11 protein-coding genes, 1 tRNA gene and 1 pseudogene are annotated in these 13,685 nt (G+C 70.8%); 6 read left to right on the top strand and 7 right to left on the bottom strand.

All coding sequences use genetic code 11. The features are described 5' to 3' along the window. Nucleotides 1-12: 12 nt before the first annotated feature. Nucleotides 13-552, top strand: a complete 540-nt coding sequence (locus ACFVX9_RS14820; protein ID WP_387981902.1) for a DUF6000 family protein — start codon at nt 13-15, stop codon at nt 550-552. A 35-nt stretch (nt 553-587) separates the two neighbouring features. Here the strand turns inward: ACFVX9_RS14820 and ACFVX9_RS14815 are convergent, their stop codons facing one another. Further along, on the bottom strand, nt 588-890 hold the full coding sequence (locus ACFVX9_RS14815; protein WP_380371694.1) for a hypothetical protein: 303 nt from the start codon (nt 888-890) through the stop codon (nt 588-590). Between ACFVX9_RS14815 and ACFVX9_RS14810 the strand changes: the two are divergent. Further along, nucleotides 804-1,493, top strand: a pseudogene (locus tag ACFVX9_RS14810) (lipase family protein); the annotation flags it as partial. The gene ACFVX9_RS14815 and the pseudogene ACFVX9_RS14810 overlap by 87 nt on opposite strands. Before the next feature lie 191 nt (nt 1,494-1,684). Then, entirely contained in the window at nt 1,685-2,599 is a 915-nt protein-coding gene (locus tag ACFVX9_RS14805; protein WP_380371697.1) for a 2OG-Fe(II) oxygenase family protein, read from the top strand. A 95-nt stretch (nt 2,600-2,694) separates the two neighbouring features. Here ACFVX9_RS14805 and ACFVX9_RS14800 read toward each other — a convergent pair whose 3' ends face one another. The 4 genes from ACFVX9_RS14800 to ACFVX9_RS14785 form a co-directional block, all read right to left on the bottom strand. Beyond that, entirely contained in the window at nt 2,695-3,906 is a 1,212-nt protein-coding gene (locus ACFVX9_RS14800; RefSeq protein ID WP_380371700.1) for a S8 family serine peptidase, read from the bottom strand. Between the two features lie 674 nt (nt 3,907-4,580). Further along, the gene (locus ACFVX9_RS14795; RefSeq protein ID WP_380371702.1) at nt 4,581-5,348 is read right to left on the bottom strand and encodes a glycosyltransferase; all 768 of its coding nucleotides are present in this window, start codon (nt 5,346-5,348) and stop codon (nt 4,581-4,583) included. Then, nucleotides 5,348-6,139: a glycosyltransferase gene (locus ACFVX9_RS14790; protein ID WP_380424872.1), complete on the bottom strand. Its 792-nt coding sequence runs from the start codon at nt 6,137-6,139 to the stop codon at nt 5,348-5,350. Before ACFVX9_RS14790 ends, ACFVX9_RS14795 begins: the two co-directional genes overlap by 1 nt. Nucleotides 6,140-6,164: 25 nt before the next feature. Then, nucleotides 6,165-7,295 (bottom strand): glycosyltransferase, encoded by a 1,131-nt coding sequence (locus tag ACFVX9_RS14785; protein ID WP_380371708.1) that lies wholly within the window; start codon nt 7,293-7,295, stop codon nt 6,165-6,167. 283 nt (nt 7,296-7,578) lie between these two features. Between ACFVX9_RS14785 and ACFVX9_RS14780 the strand changes: the two genes are divergently transcribed. The 3 genes from ACFVX9_RS14780 (at nt 7,579) to ACFVX9_RS14770 (ending at nt 11,677) form a co-directional block, all read left to right on the top strand. Next, entirely contained in the window at nt 7,579-8,805 is a 1,227-nt protein-coding gene (locus ACFVX9_RS14780) for a glycosyltransferase (protein WP_380371711.1), read from the top strand. 228 nt (nt 8,806-9,033) lie between these two features. After that, a complete protein-coding gene (locus tag ACFVX9_RS14775; RefSeq protein ID WP_380510114.1) occupies nt 9,034-10,182 on the top strand; it encodes a hypothetical protein in 1,149 nt (382 codons plus the stop codon). 406 nt (nt 10,183-10,588) lie between these two features. Next, on the top strand, nt 10,589-11,677 hold the full coding sequence (locus tag ACFVX9_RS14770) for a tyrosine-type recombinase/integrase (RefSeq protein WP_380371715.1): 1,089 nt from the start codon (nt 10,589-10,591) through the stop codon (nt 11,675-11,677). A 373-nt stretch (nt 11,678-12,050) separates the two neighbouring features. On the opposite strand, the gene ACFVX9_RS14765 is transcribed toward ACFVX9_RS14770, so the two are convergent. Continuing rightward, a tRNA-Pro gene (locus ACFVX9_RS14765) sits at nt 12,051-12,124 on the bottom strand. A 157-nt stretch (nt 12,125-12,281) separates the two neighbouring features. After that, nucleotides 12,282-13,478, bottom strand: coding sequence for an MFS transporter (locus ACFVX9_RS14760; RefSeq protein ID WP_387981959.1), 1,197 nt, complete (start codon nt 13,476-13,478; stop codon nt 12,282-12,284). Nucleotides 13,479-13,685: the final 207 nt, after the last annotated feature.

Genomic DNA, 13,685 nt, shown 5'->3' with positions numbered 1-13,685 from the left:
TGGTCGGAGCACATGATCAGACGAAGGCCGTGCCCACGTCCGGTGAACACCCGGATGAGCGATCCCGTTCGAGCCATCGTTCGAGGTCGGAGCATAAAGAACAAGCTGAGCGACCAGGAGATCAGAGCGCTCCTTGCGTATGAATGGCGTTCCCGACTGACCGCTGCGTGGTTGGTCGGCGTGGCTCGGCGGGTTGAGTGGCGTGAACGCATCGGCGGCCTTCTGCTGGCCAGTGAACTCACCTATGCAGGTCAGGGTTACTGCCTTGCGCTCGCCCGGTTCGGCAGCCAAGATGATGCGGACATCCTTGTGTCCTATTTAGACCGGTATCTTCCGCAGTTGGAATGCCGGTATGACCAGGGACCCGCCCTTGGAGCTCTCATGAGGCTGGATTCCCAGCTGGGCACAAGTCACTCCGCGCGATTCGTTGCTCCGGACGGCCTCTGGGAACGGTGGGTCGGTGCGCTTCCGCATACGCGCGGGACCGCGACCGCGTGGGCGGACAGCTCCCGAGCAGCGATCGACGCATGGTGCGGGCCTTGGGACGCTTGACCTGTCGCTCATGACGCGGAGAACGGTGTCGGCCGTCAGCTGTCGGTGGCGCGTCCCGCGATCTGGTTGAAGGTGGGCATCCCGAGATCGACCGCCGAAGCCGCGCGGGCTGTGGCGGCGTCCATCTGGACGAGCTTGTCGTTGGCGCCGGCGAGGCTGGTTTCGAGGCCTTCGACTTCGCCGAGCCAGCCTTCCCGCTTGGCCTCGGCGATGCGGTCGATAAGATTGTCGCGGATGTTGAGATCGGCGAGTTTGAGACCGTCCGCCACCACCGGACGGCCTTCACCCCGCCCTTCCCGCTCCAGGACACCCAGGCCTACACCATGGCCGGCGAGCACATGATCGTCACCGCGTTCCGCGGCACCGAACCCGCACAGCTCCGCGACTGGCTCACCGACGCCACCACCCCGCCGTGGCGCGGCCCCGCCCGCACCGGTTACGTCCACTACGGCTTCGCCGAGGCACTCGACACCGTCTTCCCCGCCGTCCGGGAGACCATCGCCGAACTGCGCACCGACGGACAGACCCTCTGGTTCACCGGCCACAGCCTCGGCGGCGCCCTGGCCGTGCTCGCCGCCGCCCGCCTCCACCTGGAGGACCCGCGCCTCCTGGCCGACGGCGTCATCACCTTCGGCCAACCCCGCACCTGCGACCGCCTCCTGGCCGCCGCCTACGACAAGGCCTTCACCAACCGCGCCTACCGCTTCGTCAACAACAACGACGTCGTCCCCCAACTGCCCCCGGAGCCGGCCTTCACCCACACCGGCACCCTGCGCCACATCGACGCCGCCGGACGGATCCACGAAAGCACCGGCCTCCTCCCGAGCCTGGCCAACCGCACCAAGGGCCTGACCACCGCTGCCTTCACCCCCACCGGCGAGGGGGTGCGCGACCACTTCATCACCAACTACCTCACCGCCCTCGAGAAGATCCTCACCTGACCAAGCCCCCGCGCACTGCGGCGCCCTCCTGCTGGCCGGAACCCGATCCCGCGGGGTTGTGCGGATACTGCGACGCCTCCCACGATGACACCGCGGCTCGGGCGTCCGGCCCCGGACCTGCCTCGCGGTCCTCAGGCGGCCGGGGAGGCGGCTCGGCGCACTGCGATCGGCGACGGCACGGGAGGACACGGGTGATACCGCACGTACAGCTGCCGGGGCACGCGGCCGGCTGGACCCCGAAAGACCGCGCGGCGCTCGCTGCCGACATCGGCGGCCACTGCCGGCTCAAGGGGTTCTTCTTCGTCCACGGCCACGGCATCCCCGCCGACCTGATCGGGGACGTCTACGCGGAGACCCGGCGCTTCTACCGGCTGCCCCTGACGGAGAAGGGCCGCTACGACGCCACCGAGCAGTCCCAGTTCCTTGGGTATCGCAGGCTCGGCAGGGAGCGAAGCCGCACCCACGCCGGTACCGAGGCGTGCGAGCAGTACCGGGTCGGCAACACCACCGACGAACTCCCCCTGCCCGCCGCGGTGGACCTCTATCACGAGCACTTCCCGAAGTCCCTTGAACTCTTCCGGCACTTGACCCACCTGGGCGACGGGATCCTCGCCGCCTGCGCCCTGGACCTGGGCCTGGAGGAGAACTCGTTCACGCCCTACCTGGCGGGCGGCCCGCTGCACCGCCTGGGCCTCAACCACTACGGCGCGAGCCGCCCCGCCGCCATCGGCTCCACGGCCGGCCACGCGATGTCGCCGCACACCGACCTGTCCCTGCTGACCGTCCTGGACCAGGACGAACCGGGCCTGGAGGTCCGGGACCGCGACGGCCGGTGGCTGGAGGTCCCCACCGTTCCCGGCGCCCTGTTCCTCTTCCTCGGCGACTACGTGCAGCGATGGTCGAACGGACGGCACCGGGCGGCACCGCACCGGGTCCGCGCGGTGCGCCGCGACCGGATGTCGATCCAGTACAAGCACCGGCCGGACTACGCAGTCGTGGTCCGGCCACTGGACGCGCTCACCGGTCCGACCGATCCACCCGTGTTCGCACCGTTCAACACCGGCCCCGAGTACCTGGCCGTGCTGAGGTCGATCCTCGGCAGGTGACCTTGCCGGTGAAGCTGGGCAGGAGTGCCGGAGTGGATCGGCAGACCCGGGCCGAGACCCGGAGAGCACGCCGTGCCGTCGGGACGGGGGCGGTGCTACAGGCCGTCGGTGAACAGGAGCAGGTTGGGGGTGCCCTCGCGCACGTCGGTCAGGACGCCGGCGGTGGCGGTGCGCTTGAGGAAGGCTGCGGTCTCGGCAGGGTCCGCGTTCGGGTGCTGCGCGGTGTAGAGGGCGGCGGCGCCGGTGACGTGGGGTGCGGCCATGGAGGTGCCGCTGAGGGTGGTGCTGCCGCCGCCGAGTCCGGCGGACTCGGTGGACTGGCCGGGGGCGTGGAGGGTGACGCAGGGGCCCCAGTTGGAGAAGCCGCTCTCCTGGTCCTGCCGGTTGGTGGCGGCGACGGTGACGACCCGGTCGGCGGAGGCGGGGGAGGCGGTGCACGCGTCGGCGGCGTCGTTGCCGGCGGAGACGACGGGCAGGACGCCCTTGTCGAAGAGGGCGGTTGCGGCGTCGTTGAGGGCCCGGGAGCGTTCCTCGCCGATGGAGGCGTTGAGGACGGCGGGGCGTTGGGCGTTGTGGGCGACCCAGTCCAGGCCGGCGATCGTCTGGGCCTTGTCGCCGTTGCCGGTGCAGTCCAGGACGCGCACCGCGACCAGGCTCGCCTGCGGGGCGACGCCGTAGGTGCGGCCGGCGACGGTGCCGGCGACGTGGGTGCCGTGGCCGTGGCAGTCCAGGCCGTTCCTGCCGTCGCCGACGGCGTCGAAACCGAGAACGGCCCGGCCGCCGAACTCCGGGTGGCCGTAGTCGATGCCGGTGTCGAGGATGTAGGCGGTCGCGCCGGCGCCGTGGCCGCGGGTGGTGAACTCGCCGTCCAGGGGCAGGAATCTCTGGTCGATCCGGTCCAGGCCCCAGGTGGCGGCCGGTGCCCGGGTGGCGCGGCCGGCCCGGCCCTCGGGCTGGACGGCGGATTCGGGGGCGGGTTCGGGGACGCTGATGGCGGTGTTCTCCTCGACGGCCTCGACGGCGGGGCTGGTGCGCACGGCCCGTAGCAGGAGCGGGTCGAGGGTGGCGGCGAAGCCGTTCAGCGCGTCGGTGTAGGTGAACCTCGGGGTGATACCGAGCGCCCGCAGGACCTCGCCGGGGGCGCGGCCGTGCTTGAGGGTGACGATGTACTGCCCGGGCACGGCCCTGGCGGAGTGTTCCACGACCACAGCAGCAGGTGGCTCGGCGGCGGCGTGCGAGGCGGGGGTGATGACGGGCATGAGGGCCAGCAGTAGAGCCGCTGACGCCCGGCGCAGGGACAGGTGCACGGACTACTCCGATCGGTCGGATCGCCGGGCCCAGCGGCCCCGGGACACCCGGATCATCGCCGGTGCGCAGTCCGCATCCGTGCCGACCTGCCGGGCACGGGAAGCGGACAACCCGCACGGGGCAGGCTCCGAAGCGAAGTGCGATGAGTCCCTCCCCGGACGGTGCCTCGGCTGCTGCGAGGGTCCGTTCCGCCGGACTTCTGCGAAGTGCCCGTGACGGGCGGCTCTGCACTGACGGGTGCCTTCTCCCGGGTGTCAGGACCGAGGAACGGTGGAGTACGGGCAATCCGCCCAGAACGGATATCTTGGGCGGCGGGCGTTCCGGGGATGGTCGAGCCTGAAGGGCCGGCTGCCTCCGAGCAAGCCGACATAGGTGCAGGTCCAGGACGCACCGAACATTCGGTCCATGGCCCTGCCCGGATCAGAGGAGATCCCGGCGGTCCGATCCGCTAGTCTGCCATCGGTCAGTCGGCTGTCCCTCTGCGGACACGGTCGCCACCCTTCTCCAGGTGTCGCCCGGAGCGCCAGCCCACCGCCTGACCAGGGCGTTTGTTCAATCTGCCCGAAGCCCTGCGTCAGGGTTTTCGGCAAGGTTTTCTACAAGCCCCGCTCCTGGACCCAGAAGTCCCCGCCCCCGGTGCTGCCGACGGCCGGATACGCGGGACGCGCCCGGGTCAGACTTCCACCCACTGGGTGAAGTTGAGCAGGACCGCGGCGGGCGTGCGGTCGTGGTTCACCGTGAGCCGGCCGGAGCGCAGGTTCTCCTCGGTCCGGCGGAGGTTCTGCTGCCACATGTCGTGCCAGCTCAGTGGACTTCCGGTATGCCGGACCTTGTCGGCATCCGTGTTGCGAATGGCGAACGGAGCCTGCTGGGGCGCTCGGACGACGCGCATTCCGCGGGCCTTGGCCCGGTCCATCAGGTCGAGGTCCTGGCAGCCCATCGGAAGCAGCCGCTCGTCGTACCCGCCGAGTGCGTCGAAATGCGCGCGGGGCAGTCCGATGCGGCCGTACGACCCGTTGCCGCCGTCCGGTCTGCCGTCGGGGTTGGGACTGAAGCCCCAGATCAGCAGGTCCGGGTCCGCCGTCCAGTGGGTGCGCCAGGTGGGGATGGTGTCGCCGATGTGGTTGTCGGCGTCGAGGTTGACGAGGTGGGTGCCGGTGGCGGCGAGGTGGGCGAGGTTCTTGGCTTTGGAGGCGTGGAAGTGGGGTTCGGTGCGCTGGTGGAGGTAGCGCAGTGTGCCGTTGTCGATGTGGGGCTGGAACTGGCGTACCCAGGTGTCGAGTTCGTCGTCGGAGTGGTAGTTGACGAGGACGATCTCGCTGTTCCCGTCCTCGGCGACGCGCCGCAGGTTGTCGGGGAGGGTCTCGCGCAGCTGCCAGAGGCGGTTCTTGCACGTCGTGCAGTAGGAGAGCCGCCCCGGCGGGGACGAGGTGACCGGCATCAGAACGCGGCCTCCTCGGTGAAGTTCAGCAGCACCTTCACCGGGGACCGGCCGGGGTTGGCGATGAGTCTGCCGAGGCGGAGGTTCTCCTCCGACCTCTGCTTGTTCAGGTTCCTCGCGTCCCACCACTCCAGGGCGATCCCGGAGTACCGCATGGTCTCCCGGTGGCTGTTGCGGATCGCGGCGCTCCCCGGCTGCGGGCGGCGAACGGTGGGCAGACCGGCGGCTTCGGCCCGGTCCATCAGGTCCCGGTCCTCGTGGGCCGACGGCAGGAGCTGCTCGTCGTACCCGCCGAGCGCGAGGAACCGGGTGCGTGGCAGTCCGATCCGTCCGTAGGTTCCGTTGCCGCTGTCCGGGCGCAGCCGCGCCGCCTCTTCGGCGGAGCGTTTCGGGCGGTTCCTGTCGGGGCTGAAACCGTGGATCAGCAGGTCCGGGTCCGCCGTCCAGTGGGTGCGCCAGGTGGGGATGGTGTCGCCGATGTGGTTGTCGGCGTCGAGGTTGACGAGGTGGGTGCCGGTGGCGGCGAGGTGGGCGAGGTTCTTGGCTTTGGAGGCGTGGAAGTGGGGTTCGGTGCGCTGGTGGAGGTAGCGCAGTGTGCCGTTGTCGATGTGGGGCTGGAACTGGCGTACCCAGGTGTCGAGTTCGTCGTCGGAGTGGTAGTTGACGAGAACGATCTCGCTGTTCCCGTCCTCGGCGACGCGCCGCAGGTTGTCGGGGAGGGTCTCGCGCAGCTGCCAGAGGCGGTTCTTGCACGTCGTGCAGTAGGAGAGCCTTCCCGTGGATTCCGGCATCGTGCCTCCTGATGCGTCCTGCGGCTCAGCGGTACATGAACTGTTCGGCCAGGCCCCGGGGAACGGCCCCGTCCTGGAGGGCGAGATCCAGCAGGCGCTCTCCTACCTGGTCGAGCGACTCGGTGCGGGGGCGGGTCGGCAGGTCCCGGACCGGGCCGGCCTTGAGCGCCCGGCCGATCTGCTCCGCCAGGTCCTCCGGCGCAGTGCTCCGCACCAGCTCGCAGGCGTGGTGGGCGGCGAACTGTTCGATCCGGCCCCGCTGGTCGTCGAAGTTCCGTTGGGCGGGATTGGCGAGAACCCTGGCGCCTCCCGCCGTGGCCTCGTGCAACGAGCCGTAGCCACCGCGGCAGATCACCACGTCCGCCGCGGACAGGATGTCCGGCAGGTTCCGTGCTCCGCGCAGCACGGTGAGGCGGTGCGGGAATTCCACGGGGATCTTCACCCAGGGGCGGAACATCGGCCCGAGCACCAGCATGACCGACAGCCCCGGTTCGGTGACCCGGGACAGCGCGGCCAGAGCGAGATCGAAGTGCTCGCGCGCCTCGGCCCCGTTGCCGCGCCCCCCGCCGGACATCACCACCACCATCCGCTCCTCGGAGGAGACGCCCAGCTTCTCCCGGGTCTCCGCCGGATCGGCTGCTGCGGTCCGGAAGACCGGTCCCGTCCAGATCGCGTCGATTCCGGCCGCTTCGAGCCGGTCCCTGAACTCCGGGTGCGCGGCCGGGTCGTCGGGAACGAAGACGAGGTCCATCCGCGGCAGCGGGCAGTCCGGTCGGGCCAGGTAGTCGGCGAGGTCCCGGCGCGGTCGCAGACAGATCGCCTGGCGGGCGCCGAGCAGCGCCGCCGCCCGTTCGACCGTCGGCCACACCAGGGTGTCGTGGACGACCACCCGGGGTCGCAGGCCCGCCAGTGCCGCGTGCGTCATCGCCGTGATGGCGGTCAGCATGTCGGGATGGGCCGGTTCGCTGCGGTACCGCCCTGCCCTTCCCATCGACGGCACCTCGATCACCGGTACTTCGCCACAGACCTCGTCCACGGCGGGGCCGGAACCGAGGATGACCGGGTCCAGCCCGGTTTGCCCCGCCCGCAGATGCCGGGCCAGCGCGGTCTGGCGGGCCAGGTGACCGGCTCCGATGCCGTTGATGGCGTGAAGCACGATACGGGCTGCCGCTCGCGGTTCCCGTGGCCCGGGAACACCGTCCGCTTCCGGCCCGGGCGAGGATGAGATGCCGACCATGGCCGCCAGCATGGCAGAAAGTTCGGCCGCCGACCCATGACTCTCAGTTGTTCAAAGGTTACTGGCCGTTCCGTCGACGAGATCCGGCCATGAGGACCGACAGTGCGTTGAACCCCGCGGAGAACGGGCACCGTTGACGGCGGAGTAGGCCAACTGATCACGGCCGGCCGTCGTCACGGCCGGGGCGCCGGAGGACCGTTCTGTGCCATCGCTCGTACCGCACCTCCTGGCCGGCGTGCCGTTCGCCGCCCTCGCCGGCTTCAGCAGGGCCGTGCACCTGGTCCACCGGCGGGTGGGCCGCCGCTACCGGCCCGTCACGGCCCCGTGCCACCAGCCACTCGCCGTCGTCTCGCCCGTCTACCGCGAGGATCCAGTGCTCTTCCGGCGGGCGCTGGAATCGTGGCTGGCCGACGACGTGTCCGAGATCGTCTGCGTCATCCACCAGGACGACCTCGCCTGCCTCGACGTGGCACGCCGCTGTCCCGTCCGCGTCCTGACCACCGACCGGGCGGACAAGCGGGAGGCGCTGCGGCAGGGGTGGCAGGTCGTGTCCGCCGACCTGGTCGCACTGGTCGACTCCGACGTCGTCTGGGCGCCCGGCGTGGCTGCCTCGGTCCGCGCCCCGTTCACCGACCCCGAGGTGGGCGGCGTGGCGACTTCCCAGAGCGCCCTCGACCCCCACAGCATCTGGGAGTTCGCGGGGGACCGCTTCAAGGGGGAGGGCCGGCTCCCCGCGTTCACGGTCGCGGGCCGGGCCCAGATGTGCCTCATCGGACGCACCGCGGTCTACCGGCGATCCGTACTCGTGGAGGCCGCCGACGCCTTCGTCGACGAGACCTTCCTCGGCCGCCGGTGCGTCGTCGGGGACGACACCCGGCTCACCGAGCTGACGCTGCGCGCCGGCTACCGCACCGTCTTCCAGGGCAACGCCACGGTGCGGTCACGGTATCCGGGAACCGGCCGGGAATTCCTCGGCCAGCGACTGAGGAACGCCCGCAACTTCTGGCGGGTGAGACTCACCGCCCTGGTCACGGGCTGGGTCTGGCGTCACCCCTACCTGGCCTTCGGCACCCTTGCCGACGTCATCGCCCGCAGCGGGTTCTGGCTGTGCGAGGCCTACCTCGTCGTGCTGGCCGTCAACGGGCATGTGCTCGTGCCGGCGATCGCCGCGGGCTGGTGTGTCCAGCACCGGGCCCGCGCGGCACGTAGGTTCGTTCGCCGGCGGGCCCTTCCGCGGTGGCACGTGCCTGCCCAGCTCGCCATCGACCTCGCCCTGAAGAACCTCGACCTCCTCGGCCTGCTCACCATGCGACGCCAGGCGTGGCTCACCCGCCGGGAACCTACCGGGGCGACGGCCCCGACGTCGAAGCCGTCCGCTCCACGTGAGGTCGGCCCGCAGCCGGCCGAGGGCCCGAATCCTGTTCCTTGACGGGGCACCAGCAGGGCCCGAGCGGCGGGTTGTTCGCCCGTGCGGGTGAACCGGTGCACCCCCGGGTCGGCTGGCCGTTGACCGGACCATCGAGACGGCAAACTTCACGCCGCCCTGCCGCCTCCGCAACACACCGACCCGCTCTCGTGTCTGCCCACCCTGCCGGGCGGCAAGAATGGGCCACGCCGGTGCGTTGTGGCGCCGCGACAGTCCTGGAGGTACGAATCCGTGACCCGGCACAGCATCGACCCCGACCGGCGTGAGCTCATCGCTGCGTGGGGAACGGGCGAGGGCGACCTCGCCACCCACGTCGCCGGCCTCCCCACCGACACGGCCACCAGTACGCTCCTGAGCCTGGCCCGCTCCCTCACCCAACTGTCCGACGCCGCCTGGCACACCTACACCCACCCCGCCAGCACCGCCGGTTCCCTGGGGCCCAACAGCGAGGGCTGGCGCCGCGAGGAGGAACGCAAGACCTTCGCCGAGGTCGCCGACGCGATCACCAAACCGCCCCTCCCCAGCGGCGGCACGATGATGATCTCCTACAGCCGCCTGCTGGAGTCCGCGAACCGCGTCGGACGCGCCCTGCACCACCTCGACACCCCGGACCTCACCGCGGCCGTGCTCGCCGAGGCAACCGCCGAACTCGCCGCCGTCGAGAGCGCGGAGCTCGGCGACCTCACCGGCCGCGCACAGCAAGCCGTCCTCCTCAGCCGCGAGGACGCCTCCCCCGTCCAGGTCGCCGCCGCCGACCGCCTCCTCCAGGACGACCCGTTCGGCCCCGCCGAGCTCTTCTCCACCATCGACCCCACCGCCGCCGCCGTCGCCGCCGCCCACTGGCTCGCCGCCGCAGCCGAGGTCACCGCCGAGACCTCGGGACACGACTCCACCCAGGTCGTCCTGGAGGCCGACAACATCGAGGCACTCCCCCACGAGACCCCCACCCTCGTCCTCGGCCTCATCGAGGACGGTGCCACCCCGCACGATGCCGTCACCGGCCTCGTCCGCCACGCCATGCACATCACCGACGGCCTGCTCCCCGACCCCACCGCCCTGCGCGAACAACTCGACGACCTGGAAGAGACCGTCGCCGAATACACCGGCGAGGACGAACCCGACCTCGCCGACATCGCCCTGCGCCTCACCCCGCTCGACCCCAAGCGCCCCGCCCGCGACCTCCTCGAAGACCTCCTCACCGGCATCCACGCCTGCTGGCTCCTCCACAGCGAATACGAGGACCTCGACACGGACGAAGACCTCGGCGACGCCGAGGACTGGGACGACGACCAGGCCGAGGAACACCAGAGGCGCAGCCGTGAACGCTTCGCCCAGCTCGTCCGCGAAACCGCCGCCCACCACCACGACCGCCTCATCTGACCTGCGGCCCCACGGGCGGGACACGCCACCGACCGGCGACCGGCCGCTTCTCCCTTCGCCGCCGGCCAAGGGAGAACCACAAGTCACATGTTCAGGTGGGGGCTCTCACCGAGAGTACGCAGGTCACAGGTCTGGTTCTGCATTGGTGATCGCATGGTGGTCGCACCCGGCCACCCGCACGTGCGACCTGTAGCCTCCACGGCTGATCAAGGAACCGGGACTACGGGAGGCCGAGGAAGTGCGCAGTTCAGGACGACGTGGACGTGGACGGGTCTACCGCCGGTGCGGGTGCCGTGACACGGATCGGCGCCAGCTCGGCGCCGGGTGCCCGGGTCTTGCCGAGGAGGGGCACGGTACGTGGACGTTCGCCGTCGACATCCCCTCCCTCAGCGGACGGCGGCGCACCGTGCGCCGGGGAGGGTTCGAGGACGCGTGGACGGCGGAGGGCGCGTTGCGGCGCTTCCTCGAAGGCCGCCGGCTGGGGTTCGACGCCGACCCGCACGAGACGGTGGCCGCCTACCTCACCCGGTGGCTCAAGAGCATGGAGTTCCTGCTCAAGCCCACCACCTACGCCCGCTACCGCACCTACGTACACGGCGAACTCATCCCCGTCTTCGGAGAGATACGCCTGGAGGAACTCGCCCACGACCACATCGCCGCCTACGCCCACCAGCAGCTCGAAGCCGGCCGCGGACGCCAGGCCGTCTACCACTGCCTCGCCACCCTCTCCAGCGCCCTGGGGACTGCCGTGCGCACCCACCGGCTCCCGTTCAACGCCGCCCAGCCCATGCCGATCCGCAGACCCCGCGCGGACGAACGCGTCCCCTGGAGCGCCGAGCAGGCCGTCGCCTTCCTCGCCCACTGCCGCGAGGAGGACCCCGCCTTCGCCGATGTCATCGAGGTGATCATCGGCACCGGCCTGCGCAAGGGCGAGGCACTCGGCCTCCAGCGCGCGTGCGTACGGATCGACGACCGCGTCATGTTCATCCGCCACACGCTCTCCGCGATCGACAACCACGAACTCGTCCTGACCGCGCCCAAGACGAAGAAGAGCCGCAACTGGGTACCCCTGTCCGAGCGCGTCGCCACAGCCCTCCAACGCGCCATCGCCAGGAACACCTCCACCGACAACGACCACGTCTTCCAGGACGCCGACGGCAAGCCCCTCCACCCCGCGGCGGTCCGCCGGCGATTCCACGAACTGCGCAAGCAGGCCGGACTGCCCCACGTCACCATCCACGACCTGCGCCACCTCGCCGCCACCCTCGCCCTGGAGGGCAACGTCTCCATGGCCGTCATCTCCAAGACGCTGCGGCACTCCACACTCTCCACCACCGCGAACATCTACAGCCACCTGACCTGGGACGTCGCCATGGCCGCCGTCCACACCATCGAAGCCAGACTCCGCCTCGTCGAAGCCCGCTCCCGAGCCGGCACCGACGCCATCGCCCGGAACAGCCCCGCGCCGAACCCGCTGTTCAGCCACGCAGCCTGACACCCGCACGACCGAAGCCACCGAAGGCCCACCGATGCCACTCGAACTGCCCGGCATCACGATCCGTAACTGACACACACCCAGCCACACGGCCCGTCACAACAACTGGTGCCACGGGCCCCACAGCCATGCCCAATTCGGAACCACGCCCGCTTCAACGACGGACAAGGTCTCAATCGCCCGATGAACACGCTCAGTCACTACAGTCGAGCGAACAAAAGGCGCACAACGGGCATGCAGGAATGCGGCGATACGCCGAAAACACCCCCCGAGGCGACGTGAACGAGCGTTCACGACCACACTGCGACCACCAAAACAAAAAGGCCGCCCCTACCATGCGGTAGGAACGACCTCCGACCTGCGAAAACGCCGGTCGGGACGACAGGATTTGAACCTGCGACCCCTTGACCCCCAGTCAAGTGCGCTACCAAGCTGCGCCACGTCCCGTGGTCTCGGTACCCGGTAGCAGGGCCTGGGGGGCTCTGCTGTGGGCTTCTCGACCTTGTCTCCGATTGTCCCGGCGACGTGGAAAACAATACAGCACGTGGAGGGGTGCTCGCTGCCGGGTTGGGGGTGGGTGGGTCGGGAGCGGGTCAGGGGCGGGTCAGGGGGTGGGGTGGCGGGCGTCGTAGGTGAGGAAGGCGGGGCGGCGGGCGGCGAGGAGGACGACGGCGGCGACGCAGGCGAGGCCGCCGGTGATCACGGAGGTGGCGGGGTTGGTGAGGGCGGCGACGGCGCCGGACTCGAAGTCGCCGAGGCGGGGGCCGCCGGCGACGACGACGATGAAGATGCCCTGGAGGCGTCCGCGCATCTCGTCGGGGGCGGCGACCTGCATCATCGTGTTGCGGAAGATCATGCTGACGGTGTCGGCGCAGCCGGCGACCGCGAGCAGGAGGAGGCCGAGCCAGAGGTTGTGGAGCGCGCCGAAGGCGGCGATGGCGAGGCCCCAGGCGGCGACGGCGACGAGGACGGCGGCGCCCTGGCGGTGGATGCGGCCGACCCAGCCGGAGAAGAGGGCGCCGGTGAGGGCGCCGACGGCGGGGGCGGCGACCAGGAGACCGACGGTGCGGGCGTCGCCGCCGTAGAAGGTGACCGCGATGGCGGGGAAGAGGGCGCGCGGCATGCCGAAGATCATCGCGGCCAGGTCGGCGAGGAAGCTGGTGCGCAGGTTGGGCTGCTCGCGCAGGAAGCGGAGGCCGTCGAGGACGGAGGCGCGGCCCTTGCGGTCGCCGAGCGGGCGCATGGCGGGCAGGCGCCACATCGCGTAGAGGGTGCCGGCGAAGGCGACGGTGTCGACCAGGTAGGCGGCTTGGGTGCCGTAGGCGCCGATGAGGACGCCGCCGAGCATGGGTCCGACGGTGAGGCCGAGGTTCATGCTGACGGTGTTCAGCGCGTTCGCCGCGGGGAGCTGGTGGCTGGGGACCAGCCGGGGGATCATCGCGGAGCGGGCGGGCGAGCTGAGGGCGAAGAAGCCGGCCTGGGCGGCGACGGCGGCGTAGAGGACGGCGACCTGGCCGAGGCCGGCCAGTGCCTGCACGGCGAGGACGGCGGAGACGACGGCGAGCCCGGCCGAACCGATCAGGCCGAGCTTGCGCCGGTCGACGGTGTCGGCGATCGCGCCGCCGTACAGGCCGAAGGCGACGATCGGGAAGAAGGAGAAGAGGCCGACCAGGCCGGTCGCGAAGGCGGAGCCGGTCTCGTCGTAGACCTGGACGGAGACGGCGACGGCCGTCATCTGCTGGCCTATGGAGGAGACCGCCTGCCCGAACCAGACCCGGCGGTAGTCGGGGTGGTCGCGCAGTGGGCTGAGGTCGGCGAAGGCCCGCCGGTACCAGGGGAGGTTCTCGGTTCCGGCCGACGGAGCGGAGACGTCGGAGGGTGGCTCCTCCGCGGGAGCAGGGGCAGGGGCAGGGGCGGCATCGGACGCCGGAACAGGGGCAGGCGCCGAGGCAGGGGCAGGCGTCGGAGCGGGATCGGACGCCGGGGCGGGATTGGCAGGATGATTGGT

Origin of the sequence: Kitasatospora sp. NPDC058243 (genome assembly GCF_042882025.1) — a bacterium.
Taxonomy (GTDB): Bacteria; Actinomycetota; Actinomycetes; order Streptomycetales; family Streptomycetaceae; genus Kitasatospora.
This window is presented reverse-complemented; position numbering and strand designations above follow the sequence as displayed.